General features: G+C 70.4%; 23 protein-coding genes. 18 read left to right on the top strand and 5 right to left on the bottom strand.

Translation table 11 applies throughout. From position 1 onward, the window contains the following. Positions 1–474 precede the first annotated feature (474 nt). On the top strand, positions 475–1,020 hold the full coding sequence (locus ACZ63D_RS06205; protein WP_465353212.1) for a GNAT family N-acetyltransferase: 546 nt from the start codon (positions 475–477) through the stop codon (positions 1,018–1,020). 4 nt (positions 1,021–1,024) lie between these two features. Here ACZ63D_RS06205 and ACZ63D_RS06200 read toward each other — a convergent pair whose 3' ends face one another. Continuing rightward, entirely contained in the window at positions 1,025–2,164 is a 1,140-nt protein-coding gene (locus tag ACZ63D_RS06200; RefSeq protein ID WP_465353211.1) for a hypothetical protein, read from the bottom strand. Continuing rightward, complete coding sequence (locus tag ACZ63D_RS06195; protein ID WP_465353210.1) at positions 2,161–3,228, bottom strand: helix-turn-helix domain-containing protein; 1,068 nt, start codon at positions 3,226–3,228, stop codon at positions 2,161–2,163. Before ACZ63D_RS06195 ends, ACZ63D_RS06200 begins: the two co-directional genes overlap by 4 nt. 254 nt (positions 3,229–3,482) lie before the next feature. Between ACZ63D_RS06195 and ACZ63D_RS06190 the strand changes: the two genes are divergently transcribed. From ACZ63D_RS06190 to ACZ63D_RS06175, 4 genes are all read left to right on the top strand, one after another. Further along, entirely contained in the window at positions 3,483–4,103 is a 621-nt protein-coding gene (locus tag ACZ63D_RS06190; RefSeq protein WP_465353209.1) for a hypothetical protein, read from the top strand. 34 nt (positions 4,104–4,137) lie between these two features. Continuing rightward, positions 4,138–4,800: a Crp/Fnr family transcriptional regulator gene (locus ACZ63D_RS06185; protein ID WP_465353208.1), complete on the top strand. Its 663-nt coding sequence runs from the start codon at positions 4,138–4,140 to the stop codon at positions 4,798–4,800. 71 nt (positions 4,801–4,871) lie between these two features. Further along, positions 4,872–5,204: a hypothetical protein gene (locus tag ACZ63D_RS06180; protein WP_465353207.1), complete on the top strand. Its 333-nt coding sequence runs from the start codon at positions 4,872–4,874 to the stop codon at positions 5,202–5,204. Continuing rightward, positions 5,201–5,437, top strand: a complete 237-nt coding sequence (locus ACZ63D_RS06175; RefSeq protein ID WP_465353206.1) for a hypothetical protein — start codon at positions 5,201–5,203, stop codon at positions 5,435–5,437. Before ACZ63D_RS06180 ends, ACZ63D_RS06175 begins: the two co-directional genes overlap by 4 nt. Before the next feature lie 514 nt (positions 5,438–5,951). Here the strand turns inward: ACZ63D_RS06175 and ACZ63D_RS06170 are convergent. Next, complete coding sequence (locus ACZ63D_RS06170; RefSeq protein WP_465353205.1) at positions 5,952–6,410, bottom strand: GatB/YqeY domain-containing protein; 459 nt, start codon at positions 6,408–6,410, stop codon at positions 5,952–5,954. Between the two features lie 125 nt (positions 6,411–6,535). On the opposite strand from ACZ63D_RS06170, the gene fmt reads away from it, so the two are divergent. Genes fmt through ACZ63D_RS06155 form a run of 3 tightly spaced genes read left to right on the top strand, consistent with a single transcriptional unit; the run spans position 6,536 to position 9,386 of the window. Then, on the top strand, positions 6,536–7,462 hold the full coding sequence (fmt, locus tag ACZ63D_RS06165) for a methionyl-tRNA formyltransferase (RefSeq protein ID WP_465353204.1): 927 nt from the start codon (positions 6,536–6,538) through the stop codon (positions 7,460–7,462). Further along, positions 7,459–8,883, top strand: coding sequence for an RsmB/NOP family class I SAM-dependent RNA methyltransferase (locus ACZ63D_RS06160; protein ID WP_465353203.1), 1,425 nt, complete (start codon positions 7,459–7,461; stop codon positions 8,881–8,883). The genes fmt and ACZ63D_RS06160 overlap by 4 nt, the downstream gene beginning before the upstream one ends. After that, positions 8,880–9,386, top strand: coding sequence for a flavoprotein (locus ACZ63D_RS06155; protein WP_465353202.1), 507 nt, complete (start codon positions 8,880–8,882; stop codon positions 9,384–9,386). Before ACZ63D_RS06160 ends, ACZ63D_RS06155 begins: the two co-directional genes overlap by 4 nt. 157 nt (positions 9,387–9,543) lie before the next feature. On the opposite strand, the gene phoA is transcribed toward ACZ63D_RS06155, so the two are convergent. Continuing rightward, positions 9,544–10,947 (bottom strand): alkaline phosphatase, encoded by a 1,404-nt coding sequence (phoA, locus tag ACZ63D_RS06150; RefSeq protein ID WP_465353201.1) that lies wholly within the window; start codon positions 10,945–10,947, stop codon positions 9,544–9,546. A 169-nt stretch (positions 10,948–11,116) separates the two neighbouring features. On the opposite strand from phoA, the gene rpe reads away from it, so the two are divergent. The 5 genes from rpe to ACZ63D_RS06125 all read left to right on the top strand — a co-directional run bounded on the left by rpe (position 11,117) and on the right by ACZ63D_RS06125 (position 14,810). Continuing rightward, positions 11,117–11,800: a ribulose-phosphate 3-epimerase gene (gene rpe, locus ACZ63D_RS06145; protein ID WP_465353200.1), complete on the top strand. Its 684-nt coding sequence runs from the start codon at positions 11,117–11,119 to the stop codon at positions 11,798–11,800. An 84-nt stretch (positions 11,801–11,884) separates the two neighbouring features. Next, positions 11,885–12,490, top strand: a complete 606-nt coding sequence (locus tag ACZ63D_RS06140) for a riboflavin synthase (RefSeq protein ID WP_452078524.1) — start codon at positions 11,885–11,887, stop codon at positions 12,488–12,490. Positions 12,491–12,523: 33 nt separating this feature from the next. After that, entirely contained in the window at positions 12,524–13,855 is a 1,332-nt protein-coding gene (locus ACZ63D_RS06135; RefSeq protein WP_465353199.1) for a bifunctional 3,4-dihydroxy-2-butanone-4-phosphate synthase/GTP cyclohydrolase II, read from the top strand. After that, positions 13,852–14,358: a 6,7-dimethyl-8-ribityllumazine synthase gene (gene ribH, locus ACZ63D_RS06130; RefSeq protein WP_465353198.1), complete on the top strand. Its 507-nt coding sequence runs from the start codon at positions 13,852–13,854 to the stop codon at positions 14,356–14,358. Before ACZ63D_RS06135 ends, ribH begins: the two co-directional genes overlap by 4 nt. A 5-nt stretch (positions 14,359–14,363) precedes the next feature. After that, the gene (locus ACZ63D_RS06125) at positions 14,364–14,810 is read left to right on the top strand and encodes a PH domain-containing protein (protein ID WP_465353197.1); all 447 of its coding nucleotides are present in this window, start codon (positions 14,364–14,366) and stop codon (positions 14,808–14,810) included. A 4-nt stretch (positions 14,811–14,814) separates the two neighbouring features. Here the strand turns inward: ACZ63D_RS06125 and ACZ63D_RS06120 are convergent, their stop codons facing one another. After that, positions 14,815–15,600, bottom strand: a complete 786-nt coding sequence (locus tag ACZ63D_RS06120; RefSeq protein WP_465353196.1) for an exodeoxyribonuclease III — start codon at positions 15,598–15,600, stop codon at positions 14,815–14,817. Between the two features lie 81 nt (positions 15,601–15,681). Here ACZ63D_RS06120 and ACZ63D_RS06115 point away from each other — a divergent pair, with 81 nt between their 5' ends. From ACZ63D_RS06115 to whiA, 5 genes are all read left to right on the top strand, one after another. Continuing rightward, on the top strand, positions 15,682–15,915 hold the full coding sequence (locus ACZ63D_RS06115; RefSeq protein ID WP_465353195.1) for a DUF2283 domain-containing protein: 234 nt from the start codon (positions 15,682–15,684) through the stop codon (positions 15,913–15,915). A gap of 81 nt (positions 15,916–15,996) precedes the next feature. Then, positions 15,997–18,024: an excinuclease ABC subunit UvrC gene (uvrC, locus tag ACZ63D_RS06110; RefSeq protein ID WP_465353194.1), complete on the top strand. Its 2,028-nt coding sequence runs from the start codon at positions 15,997–15,999 to the stop codon at positions 18,022–18,024. Positions 18,025–18,074: 50 nt separating this feature from the next. Then, on the top strand, positions 18,075–18,932 hold the full coding sequence (gene rapZ / locus ACZ63D_RS06105) for an RNase adapter RapZ (protein ID WP_020658140.1): 858 nt from the start codon (positions 18,075–18,077) through the stop codon (positions 18,930–18,932). 1 nt (position 18,933) lies between these two features. Next, positions 18,934–19,896, top strand: coding sequence for a gluconeogenesis factor YvcK family protein (locus tag ACZ63D_RS06100; protein WP_465353703.1), 963 nt, complete (start codon positions 18,934–18,936; stop codon positions 19,894–19,896). Positions 19,897–19,932: 36 nt separating this feature from the next. Further along, complete coding sequence (gene whiA, locus ACZ63D_RS06095; protein ID WP_093574335.1) at positions 19,933–20,922, top strand: DNA-binding protein WhiA; 990 nt, start codon at positions 19,933–19,935, stop codon at positions 20,920–20,922. The last annotated feature ends 326 nt before the right edge of the window (positions 20,923–21,248 follow it).

Raw genomic sequence — 21,248 nt, 5'->3', positions numbered from 1 at the left:
GGACTGGGCTTGCTCCAGTCGCGGGTCCAATCCCGATGGCCGAACCGATGTCACACCACCCGGACTAGCCCATCCAGGCAGTCATTCGAAGCTGCGCACAGAAGTGGGCAGCCCGGATCAGCCGCGCCCCGCAAACCGCCCAAACCACCACGACCGCAACGGGATCCACCGAACAAAACCAAACCCGCCCCGCATTCCAGCATGCACCTCGCGACCGAAACAGTTTTCCGCACTCCTGCACGGTTTCCGTTTGAACCGGTTCGTCCTGGGGTGTATTGGGGACGTGAAAACCGGGGGAGGGCGGCGGTCGCGCAGGGTGGCTGGTTGCTCCGTTCGCCGGATCGGGCTGCGGCATTCGCCGTCTTCGCGCCTCTGCGGCGCGCACTTACCCTTGAGGCCCAGCGGCCAAGATCAGGACCGCGGCCCGGGCCTCCCGCTCGCGTGCCCCGGTCCTGCGGACAGGAGCAGGCGTTGATGGGCGGCGTCTCGATCCGGCCGGCTGAGCAGGCGGACCTCGCGTCGCTGGCCGGGATCCTCGGCGACCACGGGTTTTTCGAGGACCGGTTCACCCGGCAGCTGAAAGGGCTCGGCGTCCTGTTCACCGCGTGGTGCACCGCGCGGCCGGTCGGCGCGGTGTACCTGTGGCTCGAAGACGCCGAGGAACCGCCGATCCGCGGCCATCTCCCGGGCGTTCCGCTGCTCAACCACCTGGAAGTCGCCCCGGACGCCCGCAACCGCGGCATCGGTGCGGCTCTCGTGCACGCGGCCGAGGACTATCTGGTCGGCCACGGGCACGCACTCGGCGCGCTCGCGGTCCGCACCGACAACATTCGCGCGGCGCGGCTGTACCGCCGCCTCGGGTACCGCGACTGGGGCCACGGCACGGTCGTTTGCTACGCCGAGCGCGTTTCGCCGGACGGACGCACAGTGACCGAAGCCGAGCGATGCCACGTCCTGGTGAAGAGACTGCCGGACGACCAGCCCGCGCCGGTCGCCAGTCGCACTTGCGGCGAACGCTGACTTTTCAGGACTTGTGCACGATTTCTGAGATTCCCAGCGTGTCGAACGCGGCGTCCGGGTCGCTCGGCGAACCGTGCCGCGCGCGCAGCGACAGCAGATGCGTTTCCCAGGTTTCCCGGTCCCGCTGCCAAGCGTGCAGGTAATCGACGCACAGGTCCGCCTCGATCAGGAGGCTGCGGCCGAGGGCGGCCTTCAACGCCGCGATCATCCGTTCCTCGTATGCACCGGTCAGGTAGGGCGCGTTCTCCACCTGCCGCAGCGTGGTGCGGATGAACGCCCGGCGGCTTTTCAGGAAATCGGCCCAGTACGCTCCGGTCGCGTCGGCGATGCTCATGCCGTTGTCCAGCAGGCAGTAGATGCCCTCGGCGAGCGTGTCGCCCAGTTCCTCCGACCGGGCGCGCATCGTGTCGCGATAGGGGTCGTAGTCGCCCTGGTAGGCGGTGCCGGTGACCGCGGTGGCGCGCAGGCCGGTGCCGCTGAGCAGGAAAAACCAGTCCTCGTTGTAGATGTCCGGGAAAAACGAGGAAAACGCTTCGCGCCCGACCGCCAGCGCGCCGCCGCCGACGAAGGTGTCCTGCCGCCCGCCGGACTCGCGGTAGGCGTGGCACACCACGGAGTTGTCCGGCATGCCGGTGTTGGCGAGGCCGACCGCCGCGTATTCGTCGAGCAGGCCCGCCGCCGCGAAGAGGTCGCGGGGCCGCGAAAGATGGATGTCGTCGTCGAGGAAAAGGATCCGCCGCCAGCCCGCGAGGTCGGCGACGAGCACGCCGAGGTTGCGCTTGAAACTCGTGTCGGCCCGGCGCAGCATGCGCTTCGCCCGCAGCTGCAGCAGCTTGCTCGTTTCGAACGGCGGGACGGCGCCCAGCCCGGCGGCCTCGTCGGTGTCGATCGCGCGGGCGCGCACCCCGGCGCGCTTCGCGGCGAGCACCGCGTCAGTCGCGCGTGCGCTTTTGCTGCACAGCAGCAGAAGCGTGGCGTCGACTTCGCGAGCCGCGCGGAAGGCGTCCTTGAGGTAGGCGGCGGGGCGGCCGTTGGGCACGACGATCGCGTCCAGCCGGGCCTGCGGCGCGTCTTCGGCGGCGACGTGATGCAGCAGCCGCTGATGCGTCGTGTGCTGCGCCGGCGCTGCGACAGTCGCGGTCATGTGAGGCTCGATTCTGGCCACTCGTGCAGCCGGTTTTCGGGCAGGGTCCAGTCAGGGGTGAGCCCTTGGTTGTCGAAGACCGGGACCCGGCTGATGATGCTGAAAGAATCCGCGCCCGCGAAGCGCTGGTCGAGGTAGGCCTGGTTGCGGTCGCGGAAGCGGCGGTCGGTCAGCGCTCGTACGGCCCCGAGGGTGCCGCGGCCGTACATTCCGTTGCACACGGTCACGGTGCGCTTGCGGTTGAGCGGGCTGACGCCGTGGTAGAAGTGCGCCACGTCTTCGATCAGGGTGCCATCTCGCAGTTTGGCGCTGAACCTCCGGGTCGTGCCGTCCGGGCAGGTCACCTCGAACCCGCTGTCCAGCTCGTCCTCGTCGCCCTTGCGGCTGATCTGGCGGACCGGCACGTCGACCCGGTCGAGCAGCGCGCGGGTCTGCGGGTTCCAGTCGACGCCGCCGAGCAGCACCAGGTGCGCGGTGTACTCGTCCGCCGACAGCGTCGTGTTCTGGTCGGTGGTGCGGAAGGTGACGTCGCTCGCCGGGTTGCACGCGCGGATGTGGCCGTAGAGCTCGATCAGCGCGTCCGGGTCGGCGTAGGTGTAGAGATTCACGTAGTCCGGGCTGGACGGGTCGGTGTAGGCGATGCGGTACTTCTCCGGCAGCTGCGCGCAGACGATCACGATGTCCTGGTTCGGCGGGAAGTGCCACAGGCTCGAGGGGGCGAAGACCGGCTGGGCGGGCGGGTCGTCGAGGTCGCCGCGCAGCGCCTGCAGCTCCGCGAGCAGCTCCTTGCGAACGGTGTGCTCGTCGTCGGTCAGGTCGTCGAGATCGAGGAGGTGAAGCTTAGGGCCCTGCACTGAACGGCGGGTGGCGAAGAAGGTCGCGTACGCCTCGAGCCGCGGCGGCGGGGGCGTCACCGGCTTCGCCACGTTCTCCCACGACGACAGCAGGCCGGTGCTGACCCCGAAGGCCTCGGCGAGCTGCTTCTGCGTGAGCACCACGTCGGACCAGCTCTCCTTGCGCAGGGTACGCAGGCGAGCGGCGAGCGCGGGGTTGGGCTGAGACACGACTTCAGACCCTTCAGTGAAGTTCAGTCAGGCGTGAATGGCGGGATTCTACACCCGGGACGCCGGGGTGGCCGGACGGGCCGGGGTGGAGGGTCGGCGGACAGTGAGGGGTTGCGAAATCTCGAACTGGACCCATGGCTGAACCGAAGATGACGTGTGCGCGACACCATTGTTTCAGCCGAGGCCCACCCTTATAGTAGCTGCTGTGAAAGTCTACTAGATTTCAGTAGCTTCCTGAAATAGGGGGGGCGGTCATGGACACCTCAGCAGTACAGGCACCAGTACACCGAGCCATCGTGGTGGTCGACATCGAAGGGTCGACCACGCGTACGAACCCGGCTCGGGCCGGGCTTCGTTCGGTCCTGTTCGCCCTGCTCGACGAGGCGTTCCGGGCCGGCGGCATCACCGAGCAGTTCCGGGACCCGTTCGTGGACCGGGGAGACGGCGCGCTGTGCCTGATCCGCCCCGTCGACGAGGTGCCGAAGACGGTGCTGCTCGCCAGCGTCGTGCCCGCCCTGACCGAACTGCTCGCCCGGCACGGCGACCAGGACCCCGAACTGGCCTTCCGGCTGCGCGTCTCGGTGCACGCCGGGGAGGTGCACTACGACGCGCACGGCCCCTACGGCGAGGACATCGACATCGCCTGCCGCCTTCTCGACGCTCCGGATCTGAGACGCAGGCTGCGCGGCTCGTCCGGCCCGCTCGCGCTCGTCGTCTCGAACGCCATCCATCGCTCGGTCGTCCGGCACGGCTACGCCGGGATCGATCGCAGCTCCTTCGCCCACGCCTTCCACGTGCGCGTCGGCGGGCAGCGGACCCGCGGCTGGGTCCGCACCACCGACGCCGTCCAGCCGGGAGCCGGACTGATCGCCTGAACTGTCCGGACGGCGACGAGGAGGGGGGACCGCCGTGGAGTCGACCGGGTTCTGGCCGGCGCTGGGCGCGGCGGACCGCGCGAAGCTCGAAGAGCTGTCCGTGCGCAAGGCCTATCGGCGCGGGGACGTCCTCTGCCGCGAAGGGGACCGGGCCTCGGTGGTGCTTCTCCTGCTGGCCGGACACGTCCGGATCACCAACGCGACGCCCGACGGGCGCGAGGTCGTGATCGGCGTCCGCGGCGCGGGCGACGTGATCGGCGAACTGGCCGTGATCGACGGCGGACGGAGGTCGGCGACCGTGCAAGCGCTCGACGAACTGGACGTCCTGGTCGTGCCCGCCGCGCGATTCGTCGCGCTGTGCCGGCACGAGGCCACGATTTCCTGGGCGCTGCTGCAGGTTCTCGCCGACCGGATGCGCGACGTCGGACGGCAGTGGCTCGACCTCGGCGGCGGGACGAGCGCCCGCCGCGTGGCCGCGCAGCTGATGCAGCTGGCGGTGCAGCACGGCGTGCGGCGCGGCACGGACATCGAAGTCGCGGTGCCCGGCACGCAAGCGGAACTCGCGATGACCGCGGCGATTTCGCGCGAATCGTGGGCAAGGGTCACGCGGGAACTCCGCCGCCAGGGGGTGATCAGCACCGCGCGCGGCCGGGTGACCATCCACCGGCTCGCGGAATTGCGGCGGCTCGCCCGCTGAACGTGTCAGCTGACACAGACTTCCCGGCGCCGCCGGGGTTTTCTGGGAACACACCACCGAGGGAGGCAGTCATGGAACCGTTTCTTCCCGCTCCTCAGCCGGTTCGCTGGCGTCGGGGGGTGTACGCGGCAGCTCTGGTCGTCCCGTTCACCGTCGCTCAGGTGTGGGCGCTGCTGGTGTTGCTGAGCTTCGAATCGCTTCACGGTCTTGTCGGGCAGGCGTTCCTGGTGACCCTCGCCGGTTCCGTCGTCGCGACGGTTGTCGGCTGGCGCTGGGTGTGGCAGCTGGGTTCGGAACGCCGGCGGGTGCGGATGCGTGAGGAAATGCGTAGGCGGGCGTATGAGAATATGCGTGAATTCGGGCGTGAGGATATGCGCGAATCGCGGGTGCGGGTGGGGTTGTGAGTACCGTGCTGGCCCTGGCCGGGGCGCAGGACGGCGGGCAGGGGGTGCCAGCCGGGGTGCTGGTGCTCGCGCTGGTGGTTCTGGTCGCGGTGATTCGGGTGTTGCGGTGGATCGCTGGGCTGGCGGTGCGGTTGGCTGCTTCGGTGGCGGCGGTTTCCGGGTTGGTCGTTGCGGTGTTTGGGGTGGGGGGTCTGGCGACTTTGACTGCGGTGGCGATGGCGGCTTCGAAATGAGGGTGGGGGGCGGGTTCGCGGTGGGGCGGGGGTGGTTGCGGGATCGGGATTTGGAAGTTCGTTTCGGCTCGTCGCCTGGAGGCGACATTGCTGTGGGGGTGGTGGGGGCACCCCGAAGTTCATTGTGATGACGGACAGCGGGTGCTTGTCAAGGCGGGAAAGATGCCTTGACAAGCACCCGCTGTCCGCATTTTTGGCTTCGTATCGGGGTGCGGGGGAGTGTGGGTGCGCTGGTGGGGTGGGTGCGCTGGCTGCGGTTGGGTGGTGGGGCTAGCGCTCTAATGCCGGTCTCCGGAGGTTCACGACGCGAACGTCCGCACGATCTATCCGCCGCGCCAGCCGTTGTAAGCGATGCTCTTCGCTCTGCGGCGGAGTTACGCGCGACGGCCGCTAAGAAAACCTCATGGGGGCCGGAAGGAGTCCGCGCGGAACTGCCGGGGGCGTGAGGGGAACCCTGCGGGAATCAGGGGGTGTGGGGGTGGCCCTCACGGACCTCGGCGGGTGGGGAGTGGGGTCAGCTGGCCGAGAGTTGGCGTTTCACTTCGGCGGCGACGCGGGAGCCTTCGGCGCGGCCGGCGATCTTCGGCGTTACTGCCTTCATCACCGCGCCCATTCCGGCCATTCCGGAGGCACCGGTTTCGGTTACTGCTTCGGTGACCAGGGTGCGCAGCTCGTCGTCCGACAGTTGGGCGGGCAGGTAGGCGGTGAGGACCTCTGCCTCGGCGCGTTCGCGGTCTGCCGAATCGGCGCGGCCTGCCTTGTCGAAGGCTTCGGCGGCGTCGCGGCGTTTCTTCACCTCTCGGGTGATGATTTTCAGGACTTCGTCGTCGGAGAGTTCGCGGGCGGTGTCGCCGGCGGTCTCTTCGTAGCCGATCGCCGAGAGGGTCAGCCGCAGGGTTGCCGAGCGCAGTTGGTCTCGGGCTTTGATCGCGGTCGTCAGGTCGTCGTGCAGGGTCGCCTTCAGCGTGCTCATGCACCCGATCCTGGCGCCCGGCGCGGCTGGCTGCCCGCGCCGCGCCGTCGGGGAGGGGGTCTTCTAGACTTCCTTCTGATGTCCGACCAGCCTGAAATTCCCTTTTCCCTCTCGGAGGTGCGGTGATGCGTCTCGTTTTCGCCGGCACTCCGGAGCCTGCCGTGCCTTCGTTGCGCGCGCTGATCGAGTCCGAGCGGCATGAGGTCGTCGCCGTTGTCACGCGGCCGGACGCCCAGGCCGGGCGCGGGCGCAAGGTGCTGCGGTCCCCGGTGGGCACGCTCGCCGACGAGCACGGCATCGAGGTGCTGACGCCCGCGCGTGCCGGTGACCCCGCGTTTCTCGCTCGCCTGCGCGAGCTGGCGCCGGACGTCTGCCCGGTCGTCGCGTATGGGGCGCTGCTGCCGCAGTCCGCGCTCGACATCCCCAAGCACGGCTGGGTGAACCTGCACTTCTCGCTGCTGCCCGCGTGGCGCGGCGCGGCCCCGGTCCAGGCGGCGATCCGGGCCGGGGACGAGATCACCGGCGCGTCCACCTTCCGGATCGTGAAGGAGCTCGACGCCGGGCCGGTGTTCGGCGTGGTGACCGAGACGATCGGTCCGGACGACACCTCGGGGGCGCTGCTCGGCAGGCTCGCCGAGTCCGGGGCGCATCTGCTGGTGTCCACCGTGGACGGTATCGAGGACGGCACGCTGCGCGCGGTCGAGCAGCCGGGCGAGGGCATGAGCTACGCGCCGAAGGTGACGGTCGAGGACGCGCGCGTGTCGTTCGCCGACCCGGCGTCCGCGGTCGACCGGCACATCCGGTCGGTGACGCCGGATCCCGGCGCGTGGGCGGAGTTCCGCGGCGAGCGGTTCAAGCTGGGGCCGGTCACCGTGCTCGACGAACCCGGTCCGCGGCCGGGCGAGCTGGTGGTCGAGCGCAAGCGCGTGCTCGTGGGCACGGCGACGAAACCGGTGCGGCTGGGCGAGGTCCAGGCGGCCGGGAAGAAACGGATGGCGGCCACCGACTGGGCGCGCGGTACGAGGATCGACGAAGGAGAGCGCCTCCAGTGAACGAGCGTGGAGAACGACGGCCGTCACGGCCGCAGCGGGGCCGTCCGGCTCCGCGCAAGCAGGGGCCGCGGCGTCCGCCGGAGATCGACCCGGCCCGTCAGGTCGCGTTCGACGTGCTGCGCGCCGTCCGGGAAAAGGACGCGTACGCCAACCTCGTCCTCCCGCAACTGCTGCGCGAACGCCGCGTGAGCGGCCGCGACGCCGCGCTGGCCACCGAACTGACCTACGGCACCGCTCGCGCCCAAGGCATGCTGGACGCGGTGATCGCCGCGTGCGCCGACCGGCCGATCGAGAAAACCGACCCGGTAGTGCTCGACGCGCTGCGGCTCGGCGCCTACCAGCTGTTGCGCACCCGGATTCCGGAGCACGCTTCGGTAGGGTCCACTGTGGACCTCGTGCGTGCTGAAGCCGGTTCGTGGGCCACGGGTTTCGCGAACGCCATCCTGCGTGCGGTGTCCACAAAGGACGAGGCGCAATGGCTGGACGAACTGGCTCCGGACGAGGAGTCCGACCCCATCGGCGCGTACGCGCTCCGCACCGCGCACCCGCGCTGGGTGGCCCGGTCGTTCGCGGAAGCGTTGGGGGACAAGGGCGCTGAGCTGAAAGCCGCTCTCGAAGCGGACGACGCCCGCCCCGAAGTGCACTTGGTCGCCCGCCCCGGCGAGATCAGCGCCGACGAACTGGCCGCCATCACCGGCGGCGACCCCGCGCCGTACTCGCCCTACGGCGTGCACTTGCCCGCCGGAGCAGGCGACCCGGCCGACGTGGAGCCAGTGCGCGAACGCCTGGCCGCGGTGCAGGACGAAGGCAGCCAGCTGTGCGCCATCGCCGTCACCAAGGCCCCGCTGGAGGGCTCCGACGAGCGCTGGCTGGACCTCTGCGCGGGCCCCGGCGGCAAAGCGGCGCTGCTCGGCGCACTGGCCAAGATCAGCGGCGCGCACGTGGACGCCGTCGAGAAGGCCCCGCACCGAGCCCGGCTGATCGAGAACGCCACCGAGGGTCTCCCGGTGACCGTGCACGTCGCCGACGGCCGCGAATCCGGTCTCGAACCGGGCTACGACCGGATCCTGGTCGACGCGCCGTGCAGCGGTCTCGGCGCACTGCGCCGACGCCCCGAGGCACGGTGGCGACGCAAGCCGTCGGACGTCGCGGACCTCACCAAGCTGCAAGGCGAACTGCTGATGGCGGCGCTGGACCTGGTGCGCCCGGGCGGCATCGTCACGTACGTCGTGTGCTCGCCGCACCTGGCCGAAACCGAAGGCGTGGTAGGCGAAACCGCCCGCCGCACCAAGTCCGAGGTCGTGGACGCCCGCGAGTTCTTCCCCGACGTCCCGCAACTCGGCGACGGACCGTACGTCCAGCTGTGGCCCCACCGACACGGCACCGACGCGATGTTCTGCGCGGTGCTGCGCAAACCGTGACAGATCTAGGTTTGGTAGCCAGCTCGTGCGGCGGACTGGACACCCGGTTCACCGACGAGCTGGCGAAACCAGCAGTAGCCCGAGGCTGGCGGCTGGCGATCACCCTCACCCCGACCGCCTGGGGCTGGCTGAAAGCGACCGGCGGCCTCGGCGAACTCGAAGCCACCACGGACCTTCCGGTGCGCAGCGCGTCCCGGCTGCCCGGCGAACCCCGCCCGCATCCGGACCCGAAGGTGTTCCTCTTCGCGCCCGCGTCGGCGAATTCGGTGGCGAAGCTGGCGCTCGGCATCGCGGACAACCAGGCCCTCACCTTGCTCGGCGATGTCCTTGGCACACCGGGGATCACGATCGTCGTGGCGTACCAGATCCAGCCCACGCGCGAACACCACCCGGCCTGGCAACGCCACCTGGACACCCTGGCCGAAGCAGGCGTCCGCCTGCACCGCCTAGACCCAAGACGCCCGTGGTCAGAACCCCTGGACCTGCTGCCCTCGCCCACCTGACATCGAGGCACCCAGCCCTGGCCCTGCACCCCGATACGAAGCCTTCTCTGCGGTTCGGGGGTGGTTGTCAAGGCACGCTTTCCCGCCTTGACAACCACCCCAGAACCGTCAGCACACTCGGGCTTCGGGGTGCCCCCGGCACCTCACTCGCCAAGCGTCAGCGCAGGCGAAGCGCCCGCTTCACCGTGCCGAACAGGTCGGTCTGATTCGTCAGCCCCACCACATTCGCCGCCTGCGGCCCATAAGCCGCGATCCGGACCTGCGTCCCGGTGTGCTCCATCGAAGAGCCGGGCAGCGCGGTGCCGTAGTTGAGGGTCATATTCGCCCCCTCGTTGGTCACCAAAGTCGCAGTCTGGCCCGGCGTCTTGACGTCATTGGGCACGATCTGACTCGTGTGCCCGTGATCCGCGGTCACCACCACCAGCGTGTCAGTGTGGCTGCGCGCATAAGCCAGCCCAGCCGCCACCGCGGCATCGAAGTCGATCGTCTCGCCGATCTGCCCGCACGGGTCAGCCGCGTGGTCCTGCTTGTCGATCGACGCACCCTCTACCTGGAGGAAGAATCCCTTGTTGCTGCGCCGGTCCTCCAGCAGCTGCAACGCTTTCTGCGTCTGCGCGACGAGCTTCGGCTGCGTCTTCGGCAGCGCCGGGTTCGGCGTGCAGCGGGACGGCGCGGTGCCGCCCTGCACGGCCTTCGGCCCGGTCCAGTTCACCGGCATGTTGCCCGGCGCGAACAGGCCGAGCACTGGCTTGCCGGGACGGGCCTTGGCCAGGTCGTCCGCGGTGTTCACGACGGTGTACCCGGCAGCCTTGGCCTGCTCCAGAACCGGCTTGTCCTTGAACTGCCCGGCGGTCGCCTTCTGGTCGAAGTACTTCGCGCCGCCGCCCAGCAGGACGTCCGGGCGGGTCTGCACGAGCTGCTCGGAGATCGAGCCCGCGCCGCCGTTCTCCTTGGCGTTCTGCGCGCACTTCTTCGAGGTCTCCTGCGGACCCTTGCAGTCGCGGTCGACGACGTGCGCGCCGAGCACGGCCGGGGTCGCGTCCTGGACCTCGGCGGTGGTCACGTCGCCGGTGCGCAGGCCGCTGCGCTTGGCGAGTTCGAGCAGCGTCGGGACCGGGTTGCCGTAGGCGTCCACGGAAATCGCACCGTTGTAGGTCTTCGTGCCGGTCGCCCATCCGGTGCCGGACGCGGCGGAGTCGGTGACGTAGTCGGGCTTCGCCGGGTTGCCCTTCTCGACCGAGTACGTGGTGTAGTCGCCGGTCAGCGGGAACTCGTCCATCGCGAGCCGCCCGGCCGCGCCGCGCTCGTAGTTGCGCGCCGAGGTGATCTCGGACTGGCCCATGCCGTCGCCGATGAACAGGATGACGTTGCGCGCGTGCCCGCCCTGGATCGCCTGGCGGACTTCCTGCGTGCGGTCGCCCGAACCGGCCGAAGCGGCGCGCGCGGCCTGGTCGTCCTGGTTGCCCTGCGCGGCGATCGCGACCGGGGCGGCGGCGACCATCGCGACGCCGAGCGCGCCCGCGGCCAGCCACTTGCGGCGGCCTGCCAAGACCGTTCTCATGGTTCTCCTCGAAGTGCCTCTCGTCCGGAACCTCCGGACGTGGCCCATTAGTGCTCGACGATGTGTTCGACGCGGAGAATCCGGATGAGCGCGGGATGTCCGTAAAGCGAACTCCAGGCCGGTCACGGCCGGTGAACGGGCGGGAACCCGGTCCTCTTACACTCGGGTCGTGGCTTCACCTCTCATCGCACCCAGCATCCTGTCCGCCGACTTCGCCAGGCTCGGCGAGGAGATCGCGGCCGTCGCACATCCCGGCGACACCCGGGCCGACTGGGTGCACGTGGACGTCATGGACGCGCACTTCGTGCCCAACCTGACCCTCGGCCTCCCGGTGGTCCAGTCGCTGCTCAAGTCGACCGACCTGCCGCTCGACTGCCATCTGATGATCGAGGACCCGGACCGCTGGGCGATCGGCTACGCCGAGGCCGGCGCGTACAACGTCACGGTGCACGTGGAAGCCGCCGCGGACCCGGTCAAGCTGGCGAAGAACCTGCGCGCCGCGGGCGCGAAGGCGGGGCTGTCGATCAAGCCGGGCACGCCGCTCGAACCGCACCTCGAAACGCTCAAGCACTACGACACGCTGCTCGTCATGTCGGTGGAGCCGGGCTTCGGCGGGCAGTCGTTCATCGCCGACGTGCTGGAAAAGGTGCGCACCGCGCGCCGGCTGGTCGACACCGGGCACCTCAAGCTGGTCGTCGAGATCGACGGCGGGATCAACTCCGACACCATCGAACAGGCCGCCGAAGCGGGCGTCGACTGCTTCGTCGCGGGTTCGGCCGTCTACGGGGCCGAGGACCCGGGCCGGGCCGTCGCCGCGCTGCGCGAGCAGGCCGCCCGCCTTCGCGTCAGCTGACCTTCCGGCCCGGGGACCTCCCGGGGCCGGACGGGTGTTGGATGGAGGGGCCACCGAGGACGGTGGCCGGGCGAGGAGGCAGCAGTGTTCACGGGAATTGTCGAAGAGGTCGGCGAGGTCACCGCGGTCGAGCAGCTCACCGACGCGGCTCGGCTCACCGTGCGCGGCCCGCTGGTCACCTCGGACGCGGGCCACGGCGATTCGATCGCGGTCAGCGGCGTCTGCCTGACCGTGGTCACGGTCTCCGGCGGCGAGTTCACCGTCGATGTGGTGAACGAGACACTCCAGCGTTCGAGCCTCGCGAAGGTGGCCGTCGGCGACGCGGTGAACCTCGAGCGCGCGACGCCCGCGGGCGGGCGGCTCGGCGGGCACATCATGCAGGGCCACGTGGACGGCACCGGCGTCTTCATCTCCCGCGACGAGCGCGGCGTGACGACGTTCTCGCTGCCCCCGGCCTTGTCGCGGTACGTCGTGGAGAAGGGCTCGATCGCCGTGGACGGCGTCTCGCTCACCGTCGCGAGCATCTCCGAGGACCGGTTTTCGGTCGCGCTGATTCCCACCACGCTCGAGGTGACGACCCTCGGCAGGCGGGAAGAAGGCGACCTCGTGAACCTCGAAGTGGACGTCGTAGCGAAGTACGTGGAGAAGCTCACTGCGCCACACGTGGCGGCGAACGCGCACAATGTGTGACATCCACCCGGCGGCGGCAGCGAAGGAGCACCCGTGAGCGAGACGAAGGCGGCCGAGCCGCAGACCGGATGGACCCCGTGCGGAGCAGGCGCGGCGGTCGACGTGGACGCCATCGAGGCCGCGATCGCGGACATCGCCGCCGGGCGCGCGGTGGTCGTCGTGGACGACGAGGACCGCGAGAACGAGGGCGACCTCATCTTCGCCGCCGAGAAGGCGACGCCGGAGCTGCTCGCGTTCATGGTGCGCTACACCTCGGGCTACGTGTGCGTCGCGCTGACCGAATCCGAGGCGGACCGGCTCGACCTGCCGCCGATGTACCACACGAACCAGGACCAGCGCGGCACCGCCTACAGCGTCACGGTCGACGCGGCCGAGGGCATCACCACCGGCATTTCCGCCGCCGACCGCGCGCACACCACCCGGCTGCTGGCCGACCCCGAAGCCACCGCGAAGGACTTCCGCCGCCCCGGCCACGTGGTGCCGTTGCGCGCCAAGGAGGGCGGCGTGCTGCGCCGTCCCGGGCACACCGAGGCGGCCGTGGACCTGGCCCGGCTGGCCGGTCTGCACCCGGCCGGCGTGCTCTGCGAGATCGTGTCGCAGAAGGACGAGGGCGACATGGCCCGGCGCGACGAGCTGGAAGTGTTCGCCGCCGACCACGACTTGAAGATCATCTCGATCGCGGACCTGATCGCCTACCGCCGGCGCACCGAGAAGCAGGTCGAGCGCGTCGCCGAGGCGCGGATCCCGCTGGCCGCGGGCACGTTCCGGGCAGTCGGGTACGACAGCCTGCTCGACGGGATCGAGCACGTCGCCTTCGTCTACGGCGAGATCGGCGACGGCGAGGACATCCTGGTCCGGGTGCACTCCGAATGCCTCACCGGCGACGTTTTCGGCTCGCTGCGCTGCGACTGCGGCCCGCAGCTGGACGCCGCGCTGCAGCGAGTGGCCGACGAGGGCCGCGGAGTCGTGCTCTACATCCGCGGGCACGAGGGCCGCGGCATCGGCCTGCTGCACAAGCTCCAGGCGTATCAGCTGCAGGACGCGGGCGCGGACACCGTCGACGCGAACCTGGCGCTGGGCGTGCCCGCGGACGCGCGCGACTACGGCACCGGCGCGCAGATCCTGTGCGACCTCGGCGTCCGGTCGATGCGGCTGCTCACGAACAACCCGGCGAAGCGGGTCGGGCTCGAGGGCTACGGCCTGCGCGTCACCGGCCGCGAGGCGCTGCCGATCTCGCCGAACCCGGAGAACCTGCGGTACCTGCGCACGAAGCGCGACCGGATGGGGCACGACCTCAGCCAGCTCGAGCACTACGACCAGGTCGGGGCGGCCGACCAGGGCACCGAGGAGGACACCACGCGATGAGCGGCGAGGGGCGGCCGGACGCCGCGCTCGACCTGCGCGACTGCAAGTCCCTGCGGCTGGCGGTCGTCGCGACGCGATGGAACGCGAAGATCACCGACGTGCTGCTGGAGCGCGCGCTCGCCGCGGCTAAGGACGCCGAGCTAGAGGAAGAGCCCACGGTCATCCGGGTGGCGGGCGCGGTCGAGCTTCCGGTCGCGGCGCAGGCGCTCGCGCGCAACCATGACGCGGTCGTCGCGCTGGGCGTCGTGATCCGCGGCGGAACCCCGCACTTCGAGTACGTGTGCGACGCGGTCACCGCCGGTCTCACGCGGGTCGCGCTCGACGAAAGCACCCCGGTCGGCAACGGCGTCCTGACCTGCGACACCGAGCAGCAGGCGCTGGACCGCTCCGGCGGGCCCGGCTCCGTGGAGGACAAAGGCTACGAAGCGGCCGTGGCGGCGCTCGACACCGCGCACGTGCTGCGCAGTCTCGGCAAGCCGTGGACCGAGCGGGGATTCGTGTGAGCGTGATGACCGAGCAGCAGGCGACCCTCGTGATCCGGCCGCGCCGGGCGCTGATCATGTGCAGCGTGCTGGCGGTGGCGCTGCTCGCGGTGTTCGTGGTGGTGGCGGTCCTGCTGCGCAGTTCGCGGACCGGCGTCGTGTTCGAGGCGTCGGACCAGATCGCGATGATCGGCATCGGCGTCGCGCTGGCGGCGGGAACGATGCTGTTCGGCAACGCCCGCGTCCGCGCGGACGCCACCGGCATCGAGGTCAGGAACGTGCTGGCGCGACGGGTGTTCACCTGGGACCAGGTGCTGTCGATCAGCTTCCCGGACGGGGCTTCGTGGGCCCGGCTCGAATTGCCGGACGACGAGTACTTCTCGGTGATGGCCGTGCAGGCGGTGGACCGGGAACGAGCGGTGACGGCAGTGCGCGCGCTGCGAAAGCTGCACCGGGCCGCCACCGAGGCCTGAATTCTTACAGCTCCAGATCCACGACGATCGGCGCGTGGTCGGACGGGCCCTTGCCCTTGCGGGCTTCGCGGTCCACGTAGGAATCCGTGACCGCCTTCGCGAAAACCTCGTTCCCGTAGACGAGATCGATGCGCATTCCCTTGTTGTTGGGGAAATTCCCGGCGCGGTAGTCCCAGTACGTGAACGGGTGGTCGTACTTGAGCGGGCGCGGGAAAACGTCGGACAGCCCGGCGTCGCGAAGCTTCTTCAACGCGGCCCGTTCGGGCTCGGTGACGTGCGTGGACTCGGCGAACACCGCGATGTCCCAGACGTCCTCGTCGGTGGGCGCGACGTTGAAATCGCCGAGCACCGCGAACGGGCGCGCGTGCCGGAGTTCTTCGCCGACCAGGTCGCTGAGCTTCTCGAACCACTCGAGTTTGTAGGCGTAGTGCGGGTTTTGCGGCTCGCGCCCGTTCGGCACGTACACCGACCAGAGGCGGATCCCGCCGCACGTCGCGCCGATCGCGCGCGCCTCGGCCTGCCCGTCGAAGCCCGGTTCGCCCGGAAGACCGCGCACCACGTCGTCGAGCCCGATCTTGGAGAGGATCGCGACGCCGTTCCACCGTCCGAGGCCGTACGCGGCGACCTCGTACCCGCGCGCGGTGATCTCGTCGGCGGGGAAAGCCTCGGTGGTGTTCTTGAGTTCCTGCAGGCACAGGACGTCCGGAGCGGTGGTGTCCAGCCAGTCGAGCACGCGGGGCAGCCGGGGAACGATGGAGTTCACGTTCCAGGTGGCGACGCGGACGGTCATGGCTGCTCCCTGATCGCTCGGCGGGTCGGCGAGGCCCTACGCTACGGCAGGCTCGTTGCCCCCGGGAAAGAGGGAGAAGCCGTGGCGGAACTCAGAGTCACCTACGACCGGACGGTCGACGCGGCCTACATCTATTTCGTGGCCCCGGGCGATTCCGCGAAGTCGGCGTACATGTACGCCTGCGACGAGGACGCCGTCGACGGAATGATTAATCTCGACTTCGGCGAGAGCGGGCAACTGGTGGGCGTCGAAGTCCTGGTCGCGAGCACCAAGCTGCCCCGGTATCTGCTGGACTCGGCGGAACAGCTCAGCTGAGAGCCCGAAGCATTCGCCTTCTCGTGCCCCGCACCCGGGGTCTCACGGAAACTGTCGGACCCTCGCCATACAGTGGGGCACGTGGCTGATCCGACCACCTACCGACCTCAGCCGGGGAGCATCCCGGACTCGCCTGGCGTGTACAAGTTCCGCGACGACGCCAAGCGGGTCATCTACGTCGGCAAAGCGAAGAGCCTGCGCAGCAGGCTCAACTCGTACTTCGCCGACCTGTCCGGCCTTCATCCGCGCACGCGGCAGATGGTCACCACCGCGGCGAGCGTCGAATGGACCGTCGTCGGCACCGAGGTCGAGGCGCTCCAGCTGGAGTACAACTGGATCAAGGAGTTCGACCCCCGATTCAACGTCCGCTACCGCGACGACAAGAGCTACCCGGTCCTCGCGGTCACGCTGAACGAGGAATTTCCCCGGCTGCACGTCTACCGCGGCGCGCGCAAGAAGGGCGTCCGCTACTTCGGGCCGTACTCGCACGCGTGGGCGATCCGCGAGACACTCGACCTTCTCCTGCGCGTTTTCCCCGCCCGCACCTGTTCCGCGGGCGTCTTCCGGCGGCACGGGCAGATCGGGCGGCCGTGCCTGCTCGGCTACATCGACAAGTGCTCGGCCCCGTGCGTGGGCCGGGTGTCCGCCGACGAACACCGGGCGATCGTCGAGGACTTCTGCGACTTCCTCGCCGGGCGCACGGACGCGATGGTGAAGCGCCTCGAACGCGAGATGGCGCAGGCGTCCGAAGAGCTGGAGTTCGAGCGTGCCGCGCGGCTGCGCGACGACCTGGGCGCGTTGCGGCGCGCGATGGAAAAACAAGCAGTGGTGTTCGGCGACGGCACGGACGCCGATGTCGTCGCCTTCGCGCACGACGAGCTCGAGGCCGCCGTCCAGGTGTTCCACGTGCGCGGCGGGCGCGTGCGCGGGCAGCGCGGCTGGGTGATCGACAAGGCCGAGGAAATGGACGTCCAGGCGCTGGTCGACCACTTCCTCACCCAGTTCTACGGCGAGGAATCCGACCGCGCGGGCCGCGACGACGTGGAGACCGGCCCGGTCGTCCCGCGCGAGGTGCTGGTGCCGGAGCTGCCCGCGGACGCCGACGCGGTCGCCGAGTGGCTGTCCGGCCTGCGCGGGTCGCGGGTGCGGCTGCGGGTCGCGCAGCGCGGAGACAAGAAGGCGCTCGCGGAAACGGTGGAGCGCAACGCCAAGGAGGCGTTCACCCAGCACAAGCTGCGCCGCGCGGGCGATCTCACCGCGCGGTCCGCGGCGCTGCAGGAACTCCAGGACTACCTGGGGCTCGACAGCGCGCCGCTGCGGATCGAATGCGTCGACATCAGCCACATCCAGGGCAGCGACGTCGTGGCGTCGCTGGTGGTGTTCGAGGACGGGCTGCCGCGCAAGTCCGAGTACCGCAAGTTCGCGCTGCGAGAGGCGGCGACCGAGGGCGACGTCGCGTCCATCGCCGAGGTCGTGCGGCGGCGGTTCTACCGGTATCTCAAGGAAACGGCCGAAAACGCCGCGGAGACAACGGAAACCGCCTCGGAAGACACTGAGGCGGGCGACGAGGCGGTGCAGCCGGTGCGCGCCGGGATCGACCCGGAGACCGGCCGTCCGCGCAAGTTCGCCTATCCGCCGAACCTGCTGGTCGTCGACGGCGCGGGCCCGCAGGCCACCGCGGCCGCGGACGTGCTCGCCGAAATGGGCATCACCGACATCGCCGTCGTCGGGCTCGCGAAGCGGCTCGAAGAGGTGTGGCTGCCCGGCGAACCGGATCCGATGATCCTGCCGCGCACGTCCGACGCGCTGTATCTGCTGCAGCGGCTGCGCGACGAGGCGCACCGGTTCGCCATTCGCTACCACCGCGAAAAGCGCGCCAAACGCATGCAGGCGTCCGAATTGGACAGTGTGCCCGGACTCGGGCAGGCTCGGCGCACCGCGCTGATCAAGCACTTCGGCTCGGTGAAGAAGCTCAAGCAGGCCCGGGTCGAGGAAATCGAAGCGGTGCCCGGTTTCGGCAGGCGCACTGCCGAGGCCGTGGTGGCGGCGCTGGCCGGGGAGACCGGAGCCGCACCGCACGCAGTGCCGGGAGGGGACCAGGGGTCGTGATCGGGAAGGAAGCACACGTGAGTGCGGAAGAGGAAAAACGGGGCAGCGGGATGGAGGTCGCGGTCGTGTCCGGCCTGTCCGGCGCGGGCCGCTCCACGGCGGCGAAATGCCTGGAGGACCTCGGCTGGTTCGTGGTCGACAACCTGCCGCCGGAGCTGATCGCCACGATGGTCGAGCTCGGCGCGCAGGCGCGGGGGGCGATCACGAAGGTGGCGGTGGTGATGGACGTGCGCTCGCGCGCCTTCACCGACGACCTGGCCTCGGTGATCAAGGACCTGGACGCGCGCGGGTACAAGCCGCGCGTGCTGTTCCTGGAGGCCACCGACGCGGTGCTGGTGCGCCGCTTCGAATCGGTCCGCCGCGGCCACCCGATGCAGGGCGACGGCAGGCTCGCCGACGGCATCACCGCCGAGCGGAAGCTGCTTTCGCCGCTGCGCGAGGAAGCCGACCTGGTGCTCGACACGTCCGCGCTGTCGGTGCACGACCTGCGCGCGAAAATCGAGGACGCGTTCGGCTCCGAGGCCAGCACGCAGACCCGCGTCACCGTGCTGTCCTTCGGCTACAAGTACGGTTTGCCGATGGACGCCGACCTGGTGATGGACGTGCGGTTCCTGCCCAACCCGTTCTGGATCCCGGAGCTGCGCGAGCACACCGGCCTCGACGGCGAGGTGCGCAATTACGTGCTGTCGCAGGAAGGCGCCGAGGAATTCCTCGACCGCTACCACCAGCTGCTGCGCCTCATCGGCGCCGGCTACAAGCGCGAGGGCAAGCGGTACCTGACGCTCGCGGTCGGCTGCACCGGCGGCAAGCACCGCAGCGTCGCGATCTCCGAAGAGCTCGCCCAGCGACTGTCCAATGAGGACGGCATGGCAGTAAAGGTGGTGCACCGGGATCTTGGCCGGGAGTGACGTGCGCGCGGTGGCGCTGGGCGGGGGACACGGGCTGCACGCGACGCTGACCGCGCTCCGGCGGATCACCCGCGCCGTCACGGCGGTGGTCACGGTGGCCGACGACGGCGGGTCGTCCGGCAGGCTGCGCCGCGAACTGGGGCTGCTGCCGCCGGGCGACCTGCGCCAGGCGTTCGCCGCCTTCGCCGCGGAGGACGGCGGGCAGTTGTGGGCGGAGGTGTTCCAGCACCGCTTCGGCGGCGACGGCGCGCTCGCCGGGCACGCCGTCGGCAACCTGCTGCTCGCCGGGCTGTTCGAGGTGCTCGGCGACCCGGTGGCCGCGCTCGACGAGGCGAGCAGGCTGATGGGCATCGCCGGCCGGGTGCTGCCGATGTCGCCGGAGCCGCTGGAGATCGAGGGCGAGGTCAGCGGCCTGGACAGCGAGGACCCGGACGCGATCCGGCGCATCCGCGGCCAGGTCGCGGTCGCCAGCACGCCCGGCCAGGTGCATCGCATCACGCTGCACCCGGCCGGCCGCCAGGAACGCCCGCCGCGCGGCTGCGCGGAGGCGATCGAGGCGGTGCTGGAGGCGGACGTCGTGTTCCTCGGCCCCGGCTCGTGGTTCACCAGCGTGCTGCCGCATCTGCTCGTCCCGGATCTGCACGACGCGCTCGTGCGCACGACGGCGACGAAGGTCGTTGTGCTGAATTTGGTCCCCCAACCGGGGGAAACCGGCGGATTCTCCCCGGAGCGCCATCTGGACGTACTCTTCGAGCACGCGCCCGCGCTGCGGGTCGACGCCGTCGTCGCGGACCGTGATTCCGTCCCTGACCCGGCAAGCCTGCGCCGGGCGGCCGAACGCCTCGGAGCGAGGGCCTGCCTGGGGGCGGTGGCCGACCCGGTCGTGGTGGGACGGCATGATCCTGGTGCGCTCGCCCAGTGCATGCGAGAGGCACTCGGCCTCGGCGGGGAACACTGTGGGTGACGGCGGGCGCGCAGCGAAAGGCAGGAGGGGCAGTACATGGCGATGACCGCCGCGGTGAAAGACGAACTGAGCCGGCTCGAGATCACGAAGATCGGGCCGCGCCGGGCGGAGGTCGCGTCGCTGCTTCGCTTCGCGGGCGGGCTGCACATCGTGGCCGGCCGGGTGGTGGTCGAGGCGGAGCTGGACACGGGTTCGGTCGCGCGGCGGCTGCGCAAGGAGATCCACGAGCTGTACGGACACCATTCGGACGTGCACGTGATCACCGCGAGCGGCGGCCTGCGCAAAGGCACGCGGTACGTCGTGCGCGTAGTGAAGGACGGCGAGGGCCTGGCACGCCAGACCGGCCTGATTGACCAGCGCGGCCGTCCCGTGCGAGGCCTGCCCGCCGCCGTGGTGTCCGGCGGGGTGGCCGACGCCGAAGCGGCCTGGCGCGGCGCCTTCCTGGCCCACGGCTCGCTGACCGAACCAGGCCGCTCGTCGTCCCTGGAAGTCACCTGCCCCGGCCCCGAGGCGGCCCTTGCCCTGGTCGGCGCTGCTCGGCGAATGGGCATCCAGGCGAAATCCCGGGAGGTCCGGGGAGCCGACCGGGTCGTGGTCCGCGACGGCGACGCCATCGGCGCCCTGCTGACCCGCCTGGGCGCGCACACGAGCGTGCTGCAGTGGGAAGAACGCCGGATGCGCCGGGAAGTGCGGGCGACCGCCAACCGCCTCGCGAACTTCGACGACGCGAACCTGCGCCGCTCGGCCCGCGCGGCCGTCGCGGCGGCCGCCCGGGTGGAGCGAGCCCTGGAGATCCTGGGCGACACCGCCCCGGATCACCTGCTCGCCGCCGGCCGGTTGAGGCTGTCGAACCGCCAGGCGTCGCTCGAGGAACTGGGCCAGCTGTCCGACCCGCAGATGACGAAAGACGCGGTGGCCGGCCGGATCCGGCGGCTGCTGGCGATGGCGGACAAGCGGGCGAAGGAGCTGAGCATCCCGGACACCGAATCGGCGGTGACCCCGGAAATGCTGGAGGAAGAAGCCTGACGCGGTTGGTTGGCGGGGCTTGGGGGACTGGCTAGCCCTGCTGTGGTGGCGTGGGCAGGGGAGATGGTGCTGGCCGGGCCCGGTTGCTGTGGCGTGCGCGGGCGGGGTGGCTCGCCCAGTCCGGGTGTGGCGGTGCGAGCAGGGTGAGAGCTGCAGGCGCGGCGGCTTGTGCGGAACGGACGCGGCCTGGCCAAGACCTGCGGCGGGTTCGCGTGAGTGAGTGCTGACGGCGGTGGGGGGGGGGGGGGGGGGGGGGGGGGGGGGGGGGGGGGGGGGGGAGGGAACTATGGGCGTGGGGGGGGGGAGGGGGGGTATTGGGGCGGGTG

It is taken from the genome of Amycolatopsis sp. NPDC104775, from assembly GCF_055583325.1.
The sequence above is the reverse complement of the archived record's forward strand: the minus strand, read 5'-3'. Positions and strand labels throughout refer to the sequence as shown.

Excerpts from the sequence above, each read along its gene's own strand:
- rapZ (WP_020658140.1), top strand. The coding sequence starts at position 18,075 with ATGGAGGTCGCGGTCGTGTCCGGCCTGTCCGGCGCGGGCCGCTCCACG.
- ACZ63D_RS06120 (WP_465353196.1), bottom strand. The coding sequence starts at position 15,600 with ATGACCGTCCGCGTCGCCACCTGGAACGTGAACTCCATCGTTCCCCGG.
- ACZ63D_RS06200 (WP_465353211.1), bottom strand. The coding sequence starts at position 2,164 with ATGACCGCGACTGTCGCAGCGCCGGCGCAGCACACGACGCATCAGCGG.
- whiA (WP_093574335.1), top strand. The coding sequence starts at position 19,933 with ATGGCGATGACCGCCGCGGTGAAAGACGAACTGAGCCGGCTCGAGATC.
- ACZ63D_RS06125 (WP_465353197.1), top strand. The coding sequence starts at position 14,364 with ATGACCGAGCAGCAGGCGACCCTCGTGATCCGGCCGCGCCGGGCGCTG.
- ACZ63D_RS06205 (WP_465353212.1), top strand. The coding sequence starts at position 475 with ATGGGCGGCGTCTCGATCCGGCCGGCTGAGCAGGCGGACCTCGCGTCG.
- ACZ63D_RS06180 (WP_465353207.1), top strand. The coding sequence starts at position 4,872 with ATGGAACCGTTTCTTCCCGCTCCTCAGCCGGTTCGCTGGCGTCGGGGG.
- ribH (WP_465353198.1), top strand. The coding sequence starts at position 13,852 with ATGAGCGGCGAGGGGCGGCCGGACGCCGCGCTCGACCTGCGCGACTGC.
- fmt (WP_465353204.1), top strand. The coding sequence starts at position 6,536 with ATGCGTCTCGTTTTCGCCGGCACTCCGGAGCCTGCCGTGCCTTCGTTG.
- ACZ63D_RS06170 (WP_465353205.1), bottom strand. The coding sequence starts at position 6,410 with ATGAGCACGCTGAAGGCGACCCTGCACGACGACCTGACGACCGCGATC.
- phoA (WP_465353201.1), bottom strand. The coding sequence starts at position 10,947 with ATGAGAACGGTCTTGGCAGGCCGCCGCAAGTGGCTGGCCGCGGGCGCG.
- ACZ63D_RS06190 (WP_465353209.1), top strand. The coding sequence starts at position 3,483 with ATGGACACCTCAGCAGTACAGGCACCAGTACACCGAGCCATCGTGGTG.